Below are 18,599 nucleotides of genomic sequence, written 5' to 3'. Positions count from 1 at the left end.
ATGGCGCTCTCATTTATTTTTAGCGGAAATATCAAGCTTATCTTATATGTAGCCTTATTTCTCTAGCCTTCAATAACCCTGATTAAAACGGAACCTGCATCAGTTTATTCAGGAAATGCGGAATCAGGCGTGGCTCCAGAATAATGGTCATGATCACGCCGTAGGCTGCTCCCCACAAATGCGCGCTATGATTAATGTTGCTATTGCCTTTTTTGCCTGACCAGATGCTATAGGCCACATAGAGCACGGCAAAAATAATCGCAGGAACCGGTATAAAGAACACAAAAATCAGCTTCCACGGCTCAAACAGAATATAGGCAAACAGCACTGCAGAGACTGCACCTGATGCACCAAGGCTCGCCCAACGCGGATTATTTTTATGGGTCAGATAACTTGGAATAATAGCTGCAATCAGACCGCCCAGATAGAACAGAATAAAACCCAGATCATATAAATACTGACGATAAAAGCTCTCGATCACACTGCCAAAAAAGAACAGGGTAATCATATTGAATAGCAGGTGAGTTCCATCGGCGTGAATAAAACCATGGCTAATAAAGCGGTCATATTGTCCACGTTGCAGTGCCGGTGGCCAGAAAATCAGGCGATTCATCACCGTCTCTTTAGAGAAGGCAATAAAGGACACAATACAGGTGATCAGAATAATGGTAACGGTGTGATTAAAAGGTAAATCAAGCATATAAAGTAATTCTAATGGTGCCTATTTGCCAATTATGATGCCATTAAAATTGCACTAAAGTTGTACTTTTATAATAAATCCGACAATTTTAGTTGATTTTTAAAAATTCCCCCCGATCTTCAGTTAAAATAGCCGTCTGAGCTTGAGGAAATTATTGTTATGTCGACTGAGAACAGCAGCACTCCAGTTGTTGGTGAAATTCCCAACTTATTGATTACACCAACAGCACAAGAGTATTTAAAGGATTTACTGGATAAACAGAACACCCCGGGTATTGGTGTGCGTGTTTTTGTAGAACATCCGGGTACTCCTCGCGCTGAATGTTGCATGGCCTATAGTGCACCTGATGAAGTTGTACCGACAGATTATAAGCAGGAATATCCTGAGTTCCCTGCTTTTATCGACTCGCCATCTATTCCGTATTTACTTGATGCCGTGATTGACTACAACAAAGACCGTTTTGGTGGTCAGCTGACCTTCCGTGCGCCAAACTCTAAAGTGCCACGTGTGGGGCCAGATGCATCGGTAGAAGAGCGTATTACCTATGTATTGCAGTCTGAAATTAACCCGGGTCTGGCAGGGCATGGCGGTAACTGTGCCCTGGTTGAAGTCAAAGAAGACCCAGAGCATGGCTTAACAGCGGTGCTTAAATTTGGTGGTGGTTGCCAGGGTTGTTCAGCGATTGATATCACCTTGAAACAAGGGGTAGAAACCACGCTAAAGCAGCATATTCCTGAATTGATGCATGTCGTTGATGAAACGGATCATAGCCAATCTGAAGGTGCGTATATGAAATAAGCTGTTCTATAGAACAGTTCATTTATCGCATTCTAAAAAACCTCGAACTTTCGAGGTTTTTTTATATCTGGCTTTAAGTTTAATAAATGTTAATGATAATAATTATCAATAGTAATTGCATTTGTGGAAATCCCTGTTACACTTCGCAACCGAATAAACATGATCTCTTCATAACTCTTAGGACGTGCAAGGTATGAATAAGCCCTTCTTAAAAACAACTTTAGCTTTCGCAGTATTTACAGCAATGACTGTTTCAGTCCAAGCGCAAGACCAAGTTACTGAAGAAAAAGAGGGAATCGTACAGGCTGATGCGACCAAATTACAAACGATTGTGGTGACTGCGAGTGGACAGGCAGTTGATGTTAAATCTGCGCCAGCTTCAATTAGTGTCATTACGGCAGAAGACATACAGAAACAGCCTGTTTCAAGTCTGGCCGATATCTTGAAACGCGTGCCCGGCGTAACAGGGGGCCTAAGTTCAAATGGGGCAGGTTCAAAAATACAATTACGCGGGATGCCTGACAATTACACGCTGATCTTAATTGATGGTAAACGTGTGGGCTCTTCTCGAGATACCAATTATCGTGCAAACCTAGGACATCAAGATCTAAACTGGGTGAGACCAGAAATGATTGAACGTATTGAGGTTGTACGTGGACCCATGTCTTCTTTATATGGCTCTGATGCGATGGGTGGAGTGATCAACATCATTACCAAAAAAATCCCTTCAGAATGGGGCGGCTCATTGACCTTAAACCATACCATGCCAACGACATCTTCGGATTTAGGGCGAACCATTCAATCAGGACTCGTGGGATATGGCCCTTTAACCGATACACTAGGTATGCGTGCCACAGTCGGGATCACTGAACAGGAAGCGGATCAAGGCTATCAAACCTCTGACCGTAATCTTCCCGGAATGGCAGGAAGTAAAGCAACCGGACAATCGGGTAGTCGTGATCAGAATGCGAACTTAAAGTTTGATTATACGCCGAACGATATTCATAGCTTATCTTTAGAGCTGGGTTATAGCTTGCAAGAGAATAATGCCTCGACCACGCCTCAGGTGGTGGATGGTAAAGAACAGGCTTTATTAGCATGGGGTCCATCTGAGTTAGAACATCGTTCAGTGTCTCTATCACATGATGCTCAATGGGGTTTCGGTGATTCAAAAATTACGGCTTACTACAATGATTATGATCAAAGTCAGGTGACAGAGACTGGGCCGACCACACAAAAATCCAAGGAAAGCATTGTAGAAGCTAATCTCAATATTCCGTTTAAATTAGGTGTGGAGCATGTTGCGACAGTGGGAGGTCAATGGAAATCAGAAGAACTGGTTAATACCCGTAATATTGGGCTGGCTATTCCAAGTTATGACGGCAAAGAATATGGTTCAGAGCTAGAAGGAGATACCTGGGCATTGTTCGTTGAAGATAAAATTGTTTTTAATGATCAAGTCAATTTGACCCTTGGTAATCGTTTTGATCATCACGATAAATTTGGCACACATAATAGTCCACGTGCTTATTTGGTGGTGCAACCAAATGATGCATTGACCATTAAAGGTGGTGTTGCTCAGGGCTTTAGAGCTCCTTCACTCAAAGAGAATACTGCAGGTGCAGCGACGCGTTCAGGGGGGAATGGATGTACATCCTTGAAACCTTTAGGCTATGTATCGGGCGGATGTTATATGGCGGGTAATGCAGACCTGCAGCCTGAAGAAAGTACCAACTATGAACTTGGATTTAATTTTGCTCAAAATGATTTTGATCTCGGTTTAACTTATTTCCACACAGATTTTAAAAATAAAATTGAATATCGTGCTTTAGGAGAAATTAATGGGGTGTGGTGGACACAATATCAAAATGCTGAAAAAGCGCGTGTACGGGGCTTGGAAGCAAGTGTGGCATTACCACTTTTAGAGAATTTAAGCTGGAAGATCAATGCAACCTATTATTTTGAATCAAAAAACTTAGTGACTGGCAGAAATCTTTCAACGATTCCCGAGTTATCCGTTTATAGCGCACTCAACTGGATTCCTACTGATCCACTTTCATTGGAACTTGCAGCGCAATATACCGGTGAACAATATACGGCAAGTATTGAAGATACGGTAGTGATGCAAAAACCACATACGGTATTTAACTTATCTGCGAATTATGAAGTGAACGATCAAGTGACTGTTCGAGGTGGTCTCAATAATTTATTTGATAAAAAATTAGTAAATGCTTCAAATGATTATTATCTGGATCGTCAGGAAGTCTTTGTCGGACTGACTTATAATTTCTAAACAATTTAAAAGCCGCTCTCGAGCGGCTTTTAAACTTTATACTTTAAGAATCTTCAAAGTATCTTCTGAATAATAAAACTGTTCCAGATATCTGCGTGTACGTTCACGTAAATGACCTTGTGAAACCATCTGTTGAATGATCGGGTTCAACAATTGCTGTAACTCATGCTGGATTAAGGCTTCATCAATATTCAGATCACGCAGCAAGCTGTCAAAAGTATGTTCCTGATTGCGCACATACCAGGTATGAATTCCATCATGAACTTGCTGTTTTAGATAATCCGTCTGACGCAAATGATCCCAGATCTCATGTCCTAAACCGACTGTCTGATTTAAATCCTGAAGCTCAATATAATTTTTCAATACCGATACCGGCATATCTTTAATTTTATGCCAGAGATTGGCCTGAAAATGATAGAGTTTTTCATCATCAAAGTGCTGGTTCAGCACATGTTCACTCATCTGGCTCAGTTTTAAAATATTCTTTTGCAGATAACGCGCAATAGTACTGTCCAGATCCGTATCGGTGACATTTTCCAGTACCGACTTGCCCATTTTCATAAAACGGGAAACCCCAGGCACGCTTTTAGCGATGACAGAATTATCCAGATAATCCTGAATGGAATGCTGGATCAGTTGCGTGATCATGGCCGAAAATGCCGGATTATTCACGACGGTCTTAATCAGACGCTGACGATGGCCACTTTTACTGGCAACATATTGTGCGATTTTATCCACGGTCAGGACTGGAATCACATCGGCAATTTTGGTCGTATCGTTGGCCGGATGCACCAGTGCAAAACGGATATGCTCAGCAATCTGCTCAATCAGAAAGCTGCTGGCAGCAGTATCCAGAATCTGTTTTTGTAAAAGCTGATGAATCAGATCACAGCTCCATAGATCTTTCAGGTTCTGTTTACGTAACCACAGATAAAACGCATGAAACTCAGTTTGAATCGTTTCAGATTGAGAAAATGCCTGATCGAGAAAATCAAGTTGAGCATCGATCAACTGCTCAATCATCGGGTGTTTCTGCATAACGGCTCTGAAACTTAATTTAAAGGAATGAGTTTATCAGCAAGCGGGTTTTTTAGGGTCTGGGTCTTGGCCAGAAAAGGCAAATAATGTTGTGCCACCTGTTTTTCTGCTTCCAGAATCGGCATATGCCCGACATTGTTCAGAATCACCGGCGTTTCGGCACGTTTCAACAGGGCATGCAGTTCTTTAACCACTTCGACATTGATGATCCGGTCCTGTCTGCCCCATAAAATCAAGGTCGGTGCTTCAACTGTGCGGGTCAGGCGGGCAAAGGTTTCTGGTGTATAAATCCGGTTCAGCATCACGACCTGATCAATCGATTTACTGGTCTGCTCAGAACGTGAAATCAGCAGTTTTTCCTGTGCATACTGGAGCTGATAAGGAATCACCGGCGGGTTCTGCATCAGCTGTCTGGAGACATCTTGCAGATCACCGGGCTTGCTGACGATCAGGTCTTTTAGGGCTTGCGGGTCTTTGGTATAGGGCGTATTGCCCATTTTGTAGAGACCGGCACTATTGATTAAAAATAGGCTTTGCGTATCGAATGGATATTGTGAGGCATAGACCGTGGCAATCGATCCCCCCAGGGAATGTCCGGCAATATGTAAATTCTCGTCTACATTTAAGGTTTCAATGAATAAACGCATCTGAGAAGTCACATTGGGCACAGAAACATCGAAACTCTCCGGAATCTTGGTATCGCCGTTGCTCGGCAAGTCAGGAATAATCACATGATAATGTGGAGTCAGAAACTGTGCGACCCGATTCCAGTTATCTCGCGTTCCTGCCAGACCATGAATCAGCAGAATTGAAGGCTTGTTCTTGGCACCACCTTCACTGTAGCTCCAGGTCACATCACCGATTTTAAGTGTCTTGGATTGAAGTCCAGCCTGTGTTCGTTCCTGCAGCAGATGTTGTTGTAATATTTTGGCAGGCTTTTCATTCAGCTGGCTAAACATATATTGACTATGTGCAAAGCTCGGCAATGCCATCGTAAACGCGACTAAGGTCGAGCAGATTATTTTCGAGCGCAACTTTATTATTTTCTTCATTGGCACATTCCCCAAAAAATACACAGCGAGCAAATTGCTCAAATACTTCCATGTTGTAAATTTGCTATTTCAGTCAAATAAAAACATTATTCTTCATTCTATTTTAAATCAATCCTGGCGCTTGTCACCCATTAGTTTTTTGCTGAACAGCATTGAATGATTTTAAAATGTGATGTGCTGCACATAAAACCCCTGCTGAAATGAAATTACATAAATGTTAAAAATTTAAGCAGCTAAGATTTTTTGCAAGTGACATTCAAAAAAACTGGCAGTAAAATATTGCAACTAAAACATCGGTGATAGAAAAGAATGCTCACAGCTCAAGAAGCTTTAGAACGTCTTAAACAAGGGAACCAACGTTTTGTCAGCGGTGATACCTCGCATCCAAAACAACTGAGCCACCAACAGCGCGCAGAAATGGCAGAGGATCAGAACCCATTTGCAATTGTACTGGGCTGTTCAGATTCGCGTGTCCCGGCTGAAATGGTTTTTGATCAGGGTCTCGGTGATCTTTTTGTGATTCGTGTTGCAGGCAATATTGTCGCACCATCACAGGTCGGGAGTGTTGAATTTGCGGCGGAACGCTATGACTGCGCTATTGTTGTAGTCTTAGGTCATAGTCATTGTGGCGCGATCCAGGCCACCATTGATACCTTAATGTGCCCAGATTGCCCGCCGTCGGCAAACCTGATGTCGATTGTAAATCGAGTACGTCCTTCTGTTGAAACCTTAATGCAAACTGAACTGAAAAATGATTTGGCAAAATTGTCCAAGCATGCCGTGCGTTCTAATGTATTTGCATCGGTTAACCAACTACGTCATGGTTCAGCAGTATTAGAAAATCTGATTGGTCAAGGACAACTCAAAGTGGTCGGTGCTGAATATTCACTGGAAACAGGTGAAGTATTGTTCTTTGATTTTTAGGCAAAATTTATTTAAATACAATCTAAAATAACTTAAAGGCGCTTTATAAAGCGCCTTTAATGTATGGATAGGCATTATTTAGCAGGATGGTTTGTGCCTTGGCATTTGGATGAATCAGATCCTTTTGCATCAGGGTTTTATTGCCGGCCACACCCTGCATAAAGAACGGTAACAATTTCACCTTATATTGCTGGCTCACTACTTTATAATTATTTTCAAAGGCCTTGCTATAGGCCTGTCCATAATTAGGCGGCATCTTCATACCAAATACCACGACTTTGGCCTTGGCTTTCTGGCTTTGCTGAATCAGGCTGGCTAAATTTTTTTGAATCATTTGCGGCGGCTGTCCGCGTAAGCCGTCATTACCCCCCAACTCAATCACCACAAGGTCTGGACGATGCGTCTGCAACAGTTTCGGCATTCTGGCCAGCGCTCCACTGGTGGTTTCTCCACTGACACTTGCATTGACCACTTTATGCTGTTTCGGATACTGTTGCTCTAAACGCTTTTGTAATAAATGTACCCAGCCTTGTTGTGGCTGAATACCGTAACCAGCACTTAAACTATCACCTAAAATCATAATCGTCTTTGCTGATACCCCGAGCGGTAACAGGCACAGACTGAGCAAAAACAAGTAAGACAATACCCGAGTTTTCTGATTAAGATCTTTCATATAGGACACGTATGATTCAAAGTAGCAACGATTCGAACATCATGCCACAGGCGATTATTTCTGCCCAGAAATTGACACAAAAGATACAACTTTCACAAAAACAGCTGACTATTTTTGAGGATCTTGATCTGGAGATTATGGCAGGCGAGCAGGTGGCAATTACCGGTCGTTCCGGCTCGGGGAAATCCACATTGCTAGGCATTCTGGCAACGCTGGATCAGGCCAGTTCAGGCCAGCTCATCGTCAGTGGCGAGTCGGTTTCTACCTTGAATGAAGAACAACGTGCGTTGGTGCGCCTGAAAAATATCGGGTTTGTGTTTCAGTCTTTTCAGCTCTTGCCACATCTGACTGCCCTTGAAAATGTCATGCTGCCACTGCGTTTACAGCCCAGTTTCAAATATGCAGAAGCTGAACAAAAAGCCTTGGCGCTACTGCATAAAGTTGGTCTGGATCGGCAGGCACAACAAACCCCGAAAGTCCTGTCTGGCGGGGAGCAGCAGCGTGTCGCGATTGCCCGGGCACTGGTCAGTGAACCGAAAATTATTTTTGCCGATGAACCCACAGGCAATCTCGACGGTGAAACTGCCAAGGAAATTGAACAGCTTTTGTTTCAGTTGAATCGGGAACTGGGTACGACTTTAGTTCTGGTGACGCATGACCGTAAACTGGCACAGCAATGCCAGCGACATTTTGAACTGCTGAATGGCCAGTTGATTGAACATCCGAGTGGAGGATGAGATGAACCCTCTATTTCGTCCTCTACTCACACAAAGTTTTAAAAGTACCGGAATTTATCTGTTAATTATTGCCTTAACTTTGGCGATCAGTGCAACAACAGCGCTCAAGTTTAGCAATGAACAGATTCAGAATGCAGTGGCCTTACAGGCCGCAGAAATGCTGGCCGGTGATCTGGTGCTTTCGGACAATGAGCCTCTACCAAAAGAATGGCGTGATCAGGCCAAACAGCTGGATTTACAGCAGTCCGAAGTCACTTTCTTTAACACCATGGCTTATACCGATGAACAGTTTGTCATGGTCAATGTTAAAGCCATCGATCAGGCTTTTCCCTTGCGTGGCGAGCTGCGGCTGCAACCTGCAAAAACGAAGATTCAATCGGGTGAAATCTGGCTCAGTCCACGGGCTATGGACCTGCTCAAAGTCAAACTGGGCGATCAGCTGAATATTGCCGATGCGGCGTTTAAAGTCACAGCCAAGATTGAACAGGATTCTAATCAGGAGCTCGGATTTTCTGGCTTTTCGCCAACGGTGATTATTTCTCAGGCGGATGTGGCACGCACCAATGCGATTCAGGTGGGTAGCCGGATTGAATATCGCTTGCTCATGGCTGGCCGTCCAGACGATACCCAACAATATGAAGCCTTGTTCAAGCAGCAGCTCAAGTCCGAAAACGGCTCGGCTGAAACGCCAGCAGAAGTGCAGGGACAGGAATTTGAGGAGCAAAGCAGTCTCCGGTTACGCAATGCCAGTGAGGGCAATACCCGCTTAATGAAGCCGATTGCCAACCTGGATACCTTCCTGCAACTGGCCAATATTCTGACCATTTTATTATGTGGTATCGCGATTGCTCTCACTGCGCAGCGTTATGTCCAGCAGAATCAAGATCATATTGCCTTGATGCGTTGTATCGGTGCGACCAAACAGCAGATTTTATCGGCTTATCTGGCCTTGCTCGGCACAGTACTGCTGATTGCCATGTCGATTGGTACAGTGATCGGCATTGGTCTGGGTTATGGGTTATTACAGTTAATGCTGCAACTGATTCCCAACTTAGAAATTGAATTCTCTGCTATGGCGATGCTGCTCGGGCCATTACCAGTCGCGATGCTGACCAGTGCGGTGGTGCTGTTGGGCTTTGTCATGCCGAGCCTATTGCAACTGTTGAACACGCCACCAATTCGAGTAATTCGCCAGCAGGAAAAATCAGTGCAATCCATGCTGTGGATGCTGCTGACCGGAACGCTGAGCCTGATTATTTTTAGCGTGATTCTAACCGAAAATCTGCTCCTGACTGCCTGGGTAATTGGCGCGATTATTGTGTTATGTGCAGTGTTGTATCTGACGGTATGGTTGATCTTAAAACTGCTGCGCAATCAGAAATTGAATCTGTCAGCCTATGTACGAACACCATCTCAAACAGCCTTACAGATTACCGCTTTGGCCTTGGGTCTCAGTCTGATTACAGTATTAGCCGTATTGCGCACAGACCTATTAGAGCGTTGGCAGCAACAGTTGCCGCAAGGTACACCAAATCAGTTTATGTATGGTTTGCCGCCGTTTGACATGCCAGACCTAAAAGCTCAAATTGAGCAGAATGGCTGGAAAAGTACACCACTTTATCCGAACGTTCGTGGGCGTCTGGTGGCTAAAAATGATCAGCCTTTTGCTCCAGAATTAGTCAAAAGCAATAATACTTTAAAACGCGAGCTGAACCTGACCCAGTCCGACAGCTATCCACAGGATAATGTGATTATTCGTGGTGACGCAGTTTTGCAACAGGTCGGCACGGTATCGGTCGAAGCCAATACTGCTGAAGAATTAGGTATCAAGATTGGCGACAAGCTCAGTTTCAGTCTGCCTGAAGGTGTGCTGGAAGCGAAGGTCATCAATTTAAGAACGGTCGAGTGGGAAAGTTTTAGTCCGAATTTCTTCTTTATTTTTGCCCCGAATAGCATGGATGCCAATGCCGGAAGTTATCTGGGCAGTTTCTATGTGCCGGAACAAGATAAGGACAAACTGGTGTCTGTGATCCAGCAATTTTCCAATACGGTATTTATTGATGTCAGCCTGATTCTGGAAGAGATCAAGCGTATTGTGAATGTACTGGTGCAGATCGTGACGATTCTGGCCGTGCTGGTTAGTATCTCCGGTTTTCTGGTACTGATGGCTTGTCTGAACCTGCTCATGGATGAACGCAAACGTGAAGTGGCCTTGCTACGGTCATTTGGCAGCTCCAAACAAAAACTGAAAACCATGATGAGTCTGGAAATTGGTTTTATCGGACTGTTTGCCGGAGTGGTTTCCTGTCTGTTTGCCGAAGTGATTAGCGCAATCGCCAGTTATCGTATGGATTTAATGATTCAGCCACACTGGGAAATCTGGATTATCCTGCCGATTTTCATGACTGTGTTATGTGCGCTGATTGGCCGTTATCGTCTGAGCTATCTGTCGGACATTCCGCCCTTACAAAGCTTGCGCGAGATGAATCAGTAAGATTCATCTCCATGGCTTTTTAAATTCGCTGGTATTTAAAGCGGCAATGATTTAAAGCTGCAATTGTTGTCGCATCAGGTCGAGAATCTCTTGCCACAGTGGGCGAATTGCTTCGATCAAGGCCAAGTTATGTTGATAAAGCAGCACACAGAGGCCAAAACCAATCACTAAAGCGATCAGGTTGATCAGGCGGCTACGCTGCATTTTTTGTCCGGCATACCACAGCAAGGTTAAAAAAGCGCCCATCAACATGCCACCAATATGTGCGGCATTGTTGATTCCGCTGATCATAAAGCCCATGGCCAGGTTCAGACCCATCACCATCACCAAGGTCTTTTTATCCAGAATAAAACGTTGCTGGGGCAGCATCGGCAACAGGGCCAATACCGTCAGTGAAGCGCCGAGTCCCATCACCGCACCGGATGCACCGGCACTGACCGCCGGCAATAAACTTGGGTTGGCCACACCCCCTGCAATCAGATCATAGCTGTCCTGAATGTTCATATAGCCACTGAGCAAACTGCCCATTAAGCCGGCACACAGGTATAAGCCAATAAAATACATCCGGCCAAACAGTTGTTCGGCAACACTACCAAAAATATACAAGGCCCACATATTCAACATCAGGTGAATCAGGCCAAAATGGAAAAACATGCTGCTAAACAAACGCATGGGTTCCGCTAAATAGGTTAAAGGTGCATAATCGGCACCCCAGAGAATCGCATCTCGGGTACTCGGCTGGCTGATATCCATACCATTGATGGCCTGCCAGCCAAATAATCCGACATTAATCGCGATTAAAATGGCGGTGATCCACCAGAGATGCATTTCAAGTTTGCGATGTTCGACAGGGGGAGAGTATTCAGACATGCTATTTTTTTGCTGTGATTGTATATTTCGAATAAGCTTAACACGAAAAATTAAATTTTCAGGAGTAACGCACTGACATGAAAGCCTTCCTGATCCGCACGATGCTCGTCATCGTCAGTGTGATTCTGCTGGTTCAATTGTGGATCTTTGCCAGTCTGGCCTGGTGGCGAACCAATCCGGTGAACACCACCATGATGATGCGGATTGATTACTGGACAGAACCTTCCAAAGCGATTCAGCATCAGTGGCGTCCCTATGATGAGATCAGCCTGAATCTGAAACGTGCCATTGTCACTGCAGAAGATGGAAAATTCATTCATCACCATGGTTTTGACTGGGACGGCATTCAAACTGCGCTGAATAAAAACCGGGATCAGGGCCGGGTGGTGGCTGGGGGGTCTACCATTTCCCAGCAATTGGCGAAAAACCTATTTCTGGTTAATAAGCGTTCATTTGTACGTAAAGGCCAGGAAGCGGTGGCCACCTGGATGATGGAACGCATGTGGTCGAAACAGCGGATTCTGGAAGTCTATTTAAACTCGATTGAATTTGGTGACAATATCTATGGCGTAGAAGCCGCAGCCAAACATTATTTTGGCAAAACTGCGCAAAGCCTGACTCAGGATCAAGCGATCTTTCTGGCGGCCATTCTGACCAATCCAAAATATTTTCAGGATCATCGCAACTCCTCTGCCTTAAATGCACGCAAGCGCATGATTCAGCGTTATATGCGTTATGCAGAATTGCCTTAAATAATTATTTAAAGAAAAAGCCCAGTTTTTGGGCTTTTTTTTATGAAATTGTCATCAATTTGAAGCATACTTGAACTGATAAGCACAATTTTAAATCCGCATAGGTTTGATATGAATACGGCAGCCAGCACTACTTCAGCACAGCCCGAATATACATATAATGATCGTTATATAAATCGTGAACTGTCTATTTTAGACTTCCATTTACGCGTCCTGGAACAGGCTGTCGATCCTTTACATCCCTTGCTTGAACGCATGAATTTCCTGTTAATTTTCTCGCGTAATCTGGACGAATTTTTTGAGATTCGGGTCGCAGGAATGATGGAACAGTTAGATTTGGACAATGAAAGTCGCAGTCCGGATGGCCTGACCCCAAAGCAGGTGCTGGAACAGATTTCCAAAACTGCACATGCTGCGATTGAACGCCAGTACCGTATTTTAAATGAAGAAATTTTGCCAAAACTGCGTGAGGAAGATATCTGTTTCTTGCGCCGTGGTGAACTGACTCCGGCACAATCGGCCTGGGTGAAAAAATATTTTCAGGAACAGGTTGCGCCCGTCCTGACGCCAATTAGCCTAGACCCTGCACATCCGTTTCCACGTCTGGTGAATAAATCACTGAACTTTATTGTGACTCTCGAAGGTAAAGATGCCTTTGGCCGTCAGATTGATCTGGCTGTGGTGCCAGCGCCGCGTTCGTTACCACGCGTGGTACGTCTGCCAGATGAATTAACCGATGGCAAAGAGCATCATGTGATGCTGTCCGCGATTATTCATGAACATGTTTCGGATCTGTTCCCAGGCATGACAGCGACCGGTTGCTATCAGTTCCGTGTCACGCGGAATGCCGATCTGGCCCTGAATGAAGATGTTGAAGATTTGGCTAAGGCGCTTAAAGGCGAACTCAGTTCACGCCGTTTTGGCCGTGCTGTACGTCTGGAAGTGACAGAAAACTGTCCGCAGCATATTTATGAATATCTGCTGAATGAATTTGATCTGGAAGAAGAGCAGCTTTATAAAGTCGCAGGCCCAGTCAATCTGGCGCGCTTACTGTCTAATTTCAAGCGCCCGCATTTACGCTATGATTCACATACCCCGATCATTCCCAAAGTACTGAAAAAATCTGAAAATATTTTTAGTGCCATGCAAAAACAGGATATCTTGCTGCATCATCCGTTTGAGTCTTTTGCACCGGTCATTTCATTGTTGCGTGAAGCTGCACGTGATCCACAAGTGCTGGCGATCAAACAGACCCTGTACCGCAGTGGCCCGGATTCTGAAATCGTGCAGGTGCTGGCGGAAGCTGCCCGCAATGGCAAGGAAGTCACGGCCGTGATTGAATTGCGTGCACGTTTCGATGAAGAATCCAATATCGAAGTGGCCAATGTCCTGCAAGAAGCCGGTGCGGTGGTGGTCTATGGCATCGTTGGCTATAAAACCCATGCCAAAATGATTCTGGTGGTACGCCGGGAAAATAATAAACTGGTGCGCTATGTACATCTGGGAACCGGCAACTATCATGCCGGTAATGCGCGAATCTATACTGATTATGGTTTGCTCACCACGGATAAAGACCTGTGTGAAGATGTGCACCGTATCTTTCAGGAGCTGACCGGTATGGGGAAAATGGCCAAGCTGAAAAAGCTGTTACATGCGCCATTTACCTTACATACCCAACTCATTAATTATATTGATAATGAAATCGTGAATGCCAAAGCAGGCAAGCCGGCGCAGATTATTGTCAAAGTTAATGCGCTGACCGAGATGCAGTTGATCAATAAACTCTATGAAGCTTCTCAGGCCGGGGTACAGATTGACCTGATTATCCGCTCGATTTGTAGTTTGCGTCCGGGATTGCCAGGTTTGTCTGCAAATATTCGGGTACGTTCGATTGTCGGGCGTTTCCTAGAACATACCCGCGTGTATTATTTCAGCAATAACGGTAATGCACGGGTTTACTGTTCAAGTGCAGACTGGATGGATCGCAACCTGTTTAACCGGGTCGAAGCCTGCTTCCCGGTAGAAGATGAAGCGTTGAAAAAACGCATCTATCAACAGGGGCTGCTTAACTATCTGAAAGATAATCAGCAATCCTGGTTATTACAAGGGGATGGAACCTGGCTGCGGGCACAGCTGCAAGAAGGTGAAAAGCCACATAATGCTCAACGCATTTTATTGGACTTGTTTAAATAAATGCTCTCAAGAGGCTGAAAATTCAGCCTCTTTTTTATCCAGAAAATAGCATTCAAGGGTTTTAATCAGAGGATATCAGCAGTTTGCGATAGATCTGTTTGACCTGGGCATACATCTGATAGTCAGTCAGCTGGAGCTGTATGTCTACTGGGATTTTTTGCTGGCTGAGTAAGTGTAAGAGCTGCAATTCGGTTACCTTGAGACAGGTTTTGTCAGTGAGCTGGTACAGGATATGTTCTGCCAGTTCAGCATGGATATAGGCACCGCCACGCAAGACAATTTTCAGGCTTTCAGTAAACTGGATGAATGAAGCCTGAGGTTGGATATAGCTATTTGCACCAGATAAGATTGCTGAATAAATGAGTGCTGTGGATTCACTCTTGAGTACGGCAACTACAGGTGTATTTGGGTTATGCCGTTTCATCTGGCCGATGAAATGAATCTGTGAGGCTTCTGTCAGGTGATAAAGAATCAAGTTAGGCAGATGTTCGGCAATCATCTCTTGTGCAGATTGGAAATTGTCTGCATACAGCAGCATATCTGGTTGATAGCCCAGTTGTTGCAGTACAGTCTGAGTTTTGGACAGGTTCAGGTCAGTAAATGAAGCGATGACTAAAACCGGTGCAGGCAAGAGGGCAGCCAATAAGCTCAATCCTGTTGATTCTAAGAGAAGGCTATACTGTGGATGAAGCAAAATAAAATGAATATCCCAAAAAATAGGGATTTAACGATAATCACCTCATCTTCGTCTTAAATAGCATTTATTACAGATTAAAACCGATGACATTAACAGTCAGCTTGAGACTTTAGCAGGTCTATAATGGTTGGTTATATCCACTTTGAGATATAAAAAAAGGAGCAACGGGTGTGCTCCTTTTAATCATCTAAAATTTTAGCTCAAGCAGCATTGTGCTGAGTGATTTTTTGGAAAATCTGTAATAACACATCAAACTCGCTTTGTAGCGGCGTACTTTTACGCGTCACCAATGCCAGGGTGCGACTTGGCGCAGAGTTGATTGGCTTGACCAGAATCTCAGGGTTGGCTTTGATCATATTGGTATAAATCGCAATTTCTGGCAATAAAGTAAAACCAAGATTTGCAGAGACCATTTCGATTAAAGTCGGCAAAGAGCTGGCTTTTAAACGATGATCATTTTTACGCTCACCAATCGGGCAGGCACTCAGGGCATGATCACGTAAGCAATGACCTTCCTCAAGTAACATCAGGCGAGACAGATCAAGATCTTCCAGAGAATTCGCTTGTGCAGCGTGTTGGTCTGATTTTTGATAAACCAGATACAGATTCTCTTTGGCAATCTCGGCCACTTTCAGGCCACGTGTATCGAAAGGTAGCGCCAAGGCCACCATATCCAGGTTGCCATGTTCCAGTTTTTCTACAATTTTCTCGCTTTGTGCTTCATGCAGATGCAACTGGATTTTTGGTAATTGTTTATGCACTTCTTCTAGCAGCTGTGACAGCAGGAAGGGAGCAATCGTAGGAATCACGCCAAGATGTAAATCACCGGTTAAGGGTTCACTCATCTCACGACTTAAGCGCATCAAGTCCTGAGCATCAGCCAGTAGAACACGTGCGCGTGCAACCACTTGTTCACCAAGAGGCGTTAAACGAACATTCTGGCGGTCGCGTTCAACAAGTACGCCACCGAGTAAACGCTCCAGCTCCATAATGCCGCCAGACAAAGTTGACTGGGTGACAAATGAGCGGCGAGCAGCTTCTGTAAAATGTAGCGTCTCTGACAGTGTTACGAGGTATGACAGCTGTCTTAAGGAGGGTAGTGCAGCCATAGTGTCCTAATGTTTATGATTTAAAATGATCAGCAAATAATTCGCTAAGATATGGAATAAAATGCGGTGGGATATCATGCCCCATTCCATCAATTAATTCAAATTTAGCCCCTGGAATCGCTTTTGCAACGGCCTTGCCATGACTGGGAGGCAGCAATCGATCACGAGCACCATGAACCACCAGGGTCTCTTGCTTGATTTGCTTGTTCAGTTGCAGCAATGAACCTGTACATAATATTGCTAAAAACTGTTGAAGTACACCGGCAGGATAGTAACTTCGTTTATATAATTTACGTGCGGTCTGCACCGCTTCCAGATGATTGACATAACCTGGCGAACCGATGATGTTAAACAGTTTTAGACTATGATCTACAATACCATCTTCATCTGTTGAAGCCGGTTTGTCAATCAAACTAAAGAGTTGCTTGGGAAAGGGCGGCGGCAGTAGTGGCTGATTGTTGCTGGTAAACAGTAAACCCAGTTTTTTAACTTTGTCCGGATAGCGTGCCGCCAGAATCTGGGCAATCATGCCACCCATGGATGCACCCAATACATCAACCTGTTCCAGCTGCATTTTTTCAATCAGCAGACTGACATCTTCAGCCATATCATACAGATCATAAGGTGCCCCCTGATTGCCCAGACCGAGCACAAAACGGCTCATCATTTTCAGGGTGTTCAGGCGTGGGCCCTTGTTATGGATTTTTGAAGACAGGCCAATATCGCGATTATCAAAACGTACCAGATGGAAACCTTGATCAATCAATGATTTACAAAAAAAGTCAGGCCAGTACAGCACCTGTGCACCCAGTCCCATAATCAGGAGCAGCGTAGGATGTTCCGGATTTCCACCCACCTCGACATGTAATTCCACACCATTACCCAGATCAACTCTGGTTTCACGCATGAAAGAACTATATGGAGAAAGATTAAACTGTAATGCGCTGTGCATAATTGCTGTCCTAATTAAAGGATATTTTGTTTAAAAAATATCCTGAGTATTAAACCTCTAAACCACAGCAGGAATCAAGTCAGGAACCTGCTTGGTCAAAGACAGACGTTGTTTGCCCGCAGTTGCACCCAAGAGTACAAAGCCACGTAAAGTGCCGCTACCGTCGATGGCTTTGGCCAGCATGCCATCTTCCAGCTCTTCAGTTTCCCAGGTGACCTCAACATCGACTGGTGCAGGCAGGACAGTTAAAGGTGCAGCAGGCGTTTTCACTGCCACTGGCATAGCCGGATAATGTACAGCCGTATGTTCGCCATTCAGGGTTTTTGCCAGCGCGCGCGCCTGTTGCATGATGGGCATGACATAAGGCAATAAGGTACCATTCACTTCAGCACAGTCACCTACGGCATAAATATCGGCATGATTGGTTTCCAGTTGCGCCGTGGTTAAAATTCCACGACTGGTATGAACATCTGCCTGTTTGGCCAAAGAAATATTCGGCTGTAGACCTACCGCAGACAAAACCACATCAGCAACGAGAGACTGACCATTGGCCAGCATGACCAAATAGTCACCATTTTCAGCACGAGAGACCTTCTCGACCGTGGTGCCCAAGACGAAATGAATGCCGGTTTCTTCAAGGTTTTTCTGGAAGGCCGTTGCAACATGTTCAGGTAATAAACGGCCCAGCGGTTGAGGTGCTAGATCGATCACTGTGACCTGATGCTCGGTATTTTGCAGGTCATTGGCAAATTCGCAGCCAATCAGGCCTGCGCCTAAAATCACCACGCGTTTATCTTCACGTGCCGCCAGATTGCTGCGGAACGTCTTATAGTCACTTAAATTATTCACCACATGAATGTCATCACTGGCATCACCGGAAATGGCTAAACGTACCGGGTTGGCACCGACCGCCAAGACCAGTTTGGAATAATTCTGTGTGCTTTCCTGACCATCTTTCTCAAGTACCAGCTGATGATCTTCCGGATGAATGGCTTTGACCCAAGTCTGCTGTTCAATCCGCATATTCAGTTGTGCCGACATTTTTGCAGCATCGCCCAATGCAATCTGTTCAGGCGCTTTTTTGCCAACCAAAGCATTGGAAAGGGTCGGTTTGGCATAATTTATCGCATCATCCGCGCAAATCATCAGCAGTTCATGCTCTGGATTAAGTTTGCGAAATTCACGTGCTACAGCATAACCTGCCATACCTGAACCAATAATAACGATAGGATGCATAGTCGTTTCCATGCTGTAGGGCTCTCCATGCTGTTTTATATGAGGATAAAAAGGACATAAAAAAAGACCATATCGACATGG

General features: G+C 44.7%; 16 protein-coding genes. 7 read left to right on the top strand and 9 right to left on the bottom strand.

Going from position 1 to position 18,599, the window contains the following annotated elements:
* Positions 1–82: 82 nt before the first annotated feature.
* On the bottom strand, positions 83–700 hold the full coding sequence (locus CWI32_RS00965; protein WP_005096237.1) for a rhomboid family intramembrane serine protease: 618 nt from the start codon (positions 698–700) through the stop codon (positions 83–85).
* Positions 701–859: 159 nt separating this feature from the next.
* Here CWI32_RS00965 and nfuA point away from each other — a divergent pair, with 159 nt between their 5' ends.
* On the top strand, positions 860–1,498 hold the full coding sequence (gene nfuA, locus CWI32_RS00960; protein ID WP_005096238.1) for a Fe-S biogenesis protein NfuA: 639 nt from the start codon (positions 860–862) through the stop codon (positions 1,496–1,498).
* Positions 1,499–1,691: 193 nt separating this feature from the next.
* On the top strand, positions 1,692–3,791 hold the full coding sequence (locus CWI32_RS00955) for a TonB-dependent receptor domain-containing protein (protein WP_100534425.1): 2,100 nt from the start codon (positions 1,692–1,694) through the stop codon (positions 3,789–3,791).
* 36 nt (positions 3,792–3,827) lie between these two features.
* Here the strand turns inward: CWI32_RS00955 and CWI32_RS00950 are convergent, their stop codons facing one another.
* A complete protein-coding gene (locus tag CWI32_RS00950) occupies positions 3,828–4,829 on the bottom strand; it encodes a hypothetical protein (protein ID WP_100534424.1) in 1,002 nt (333 codons plus the stop codon).
* A gap of 14 nt (positions 4,830–4,843) precedes the next feature.
* Complete coding sequence (locus CWI32_RS00945) at positions 4,844–5,881, bottom strand: alpha/beta fold hydrolase (protein WP_100357262.1); 1,038 nt, start codon at positions 5,879–5,881, stop codon at positions 4,844–4,846.
* A gap of 309 nt (positions 5,882–6,190) precedes the next feature.
* Here CWI32_RS00945 and CWI32_RS00940 point away from each other — a divergent pair, with 309 nt between their 5' ends.
* Positions 6,191–6,805, top strand: coding sequence for a carbonic anhydrase (locus tag CWI32_RS00940; protein WP_005096244.1), 615 nt, complete (start codon positions 6,191–6,193; stop codon positions 6,803–6,805).
* Positions 6,806–6,848: 43 nt separating this feature from the next.
* Here CWI32_RS00940 and CWI32_RS00935 read toward each other — a convergent pair whose 3' ends face one another.
* Entirely contained in the window at positions 6,849–7,478 is a 630-nt protein-coding gene (locus CWI32_RS00935) for an arylesterase (protein WP_005172025.1), read from the bottom strand.
* A gap of 11 nt (positions 7,479–7,489) precedes the next feature.
* On the opposite strand from CWI32_RS00935, the gene CWI32_RS00930 reads away from it, so the two are divergent.
* Both CWI32_RS00930 and CWI32_RS00925 read left to right on the top strand, forming a co-directional pair.
* A complete protein-coding gene (locus tag CWI32_RS00930) occupies positions 7,490–8,215 on the top strand; it encodes an ABC transporter ATP-binding protein (RefSeq protein ID WP_005096248.1) in 726 nt (241 codons plus the stop codon).
* A 1-nt stretch (position 8,216) separates the two neighbouring features.
* Complete coding sequence (locus CWI32_RS00925) at positions 8,217–10,709, top strand: ABC transporter permease (protein WP_100534423.1); 2,493 nt, start codon at positions 8,217–8,219, stop codon at positions 10,707–10,709.
* Positions 10,710–10,760: 51 nt separating this feature from the next.
* On the opposite strand, the gene CWI32_RS00920 is transcribed toward CWI32_RS00925, so the two are convergent.
* Positions 10,761–11,579 (bottom strand): rhomboid family intramembrane serine protease, encoded by an 819-nt coding sequence (locus CWI32_RS00920; RefSeq protein WP_100534422.1) that lies wholly within the window; start codon positions 11,577–11,579, stop codon positions 10,761–10,763.
* A 77-nt stretch (positions 11,580–11,656) separates the two neighbouring features.
* Here CWI32_RS00920 and mtgA point away from each other — a divergent pair, with 77 nt between their 5' ends.
* The gene (gene mtgA, locus CWI32_RS00915) at positions 11,657–12,331 is read left to right on the top strand and encodes a monofunctional biosynthetic peptidoglycan transglycosylase (RefSeq protein ID WP_100534421.1); all 675 of its coding nucleotides are present in this window, start codon (positions 11,657–11,659) and stop codon (positions 12,329–12,331) included.
* 111 nt (positions 12,332–12,442) lie between these two features.
* Positions 12,443–14,524, top strand: a complete 2,082-nt coding sequence (ppk1, locus tag CWI32_RS00910) for a polyphosphate kinase 1 (protein WP_100534420.1) — start codon at positions 12,443–12,445, stop codon at positions 14,522–14,524.
* Positions 14,525–14,585: 61 nt separating this feature from the next.
* Here the strand turns inward: ppk1 and CWI32_RS00905 are convergent, their stop codons facing one another.
* The 4 genes from CWI32_RS00905 to rubB form a co-directional block, all read right to left on the bottom strand.
* Positions 14,586–15,167, bottom strand: coding sequence for a response regulator (locus CWI32_RS00905; RefSeq protein WP_100534419.1), 582 nt, complete (start codon positions 15,165–15,167; stop codon positions 14,586–14,588).
* Between the two features lie 254 nt (positions 15,168–15,421).
* On the bottom strand, positions 15,422–16,330 hold the full coding sequence (oxyR, locus tag CWI32_RS00900) for a LysR family transcriptional regulator OxyR (protein ID WP_005172010.1): 909 nt from the start codon (positions 16,328–16,330) through the stop codon (positions 15,422–15,424).
* A gap of 13 nt (positions 16,331–16,343) precedes the next feature.
* A complete protein-coding gene (gene estB / locus CWI32_RS00895) occupies positions 16,344–17,282 on the bottom strand; it encodes an esterase EstB (protein WP_100534418.1) in 939 nt (312 codons plus the stop codon).
* Between the two features lie 57 nt (positions 17,283–17,339).
* On the bottom strand, positions 17,340–18,518 hold the full coding sequence (rubB, locus tag CWI32_RS00890; protein ID WP_074383094.1) for a rubredoxin reductase RubB: 1,179 nt from the start codon (positions 18,516–18,518) through the stop codon (positions 17,340–17,342).
* Between the last annotated feature and the right edge of the window lie 81 nt (positions 18,519–18,599).

This window comes from Acinetobacter pseudolwoffii, assembly GCF_002803605.1.
In the GTDB taxonomy this organism is placed as follows: Bacteria; Pseudomonadota; Gammaproteobacteria; order Pseudomonadales; family Moraxellaceae; genus Acinetobacter; species Acinetobacter pseudolwoffii.
The sequence above is the reverse complement of the archived record's forward strand: the minus strand, read 5'-3'. Positions and strand labels throughout refer to the sequence as shown.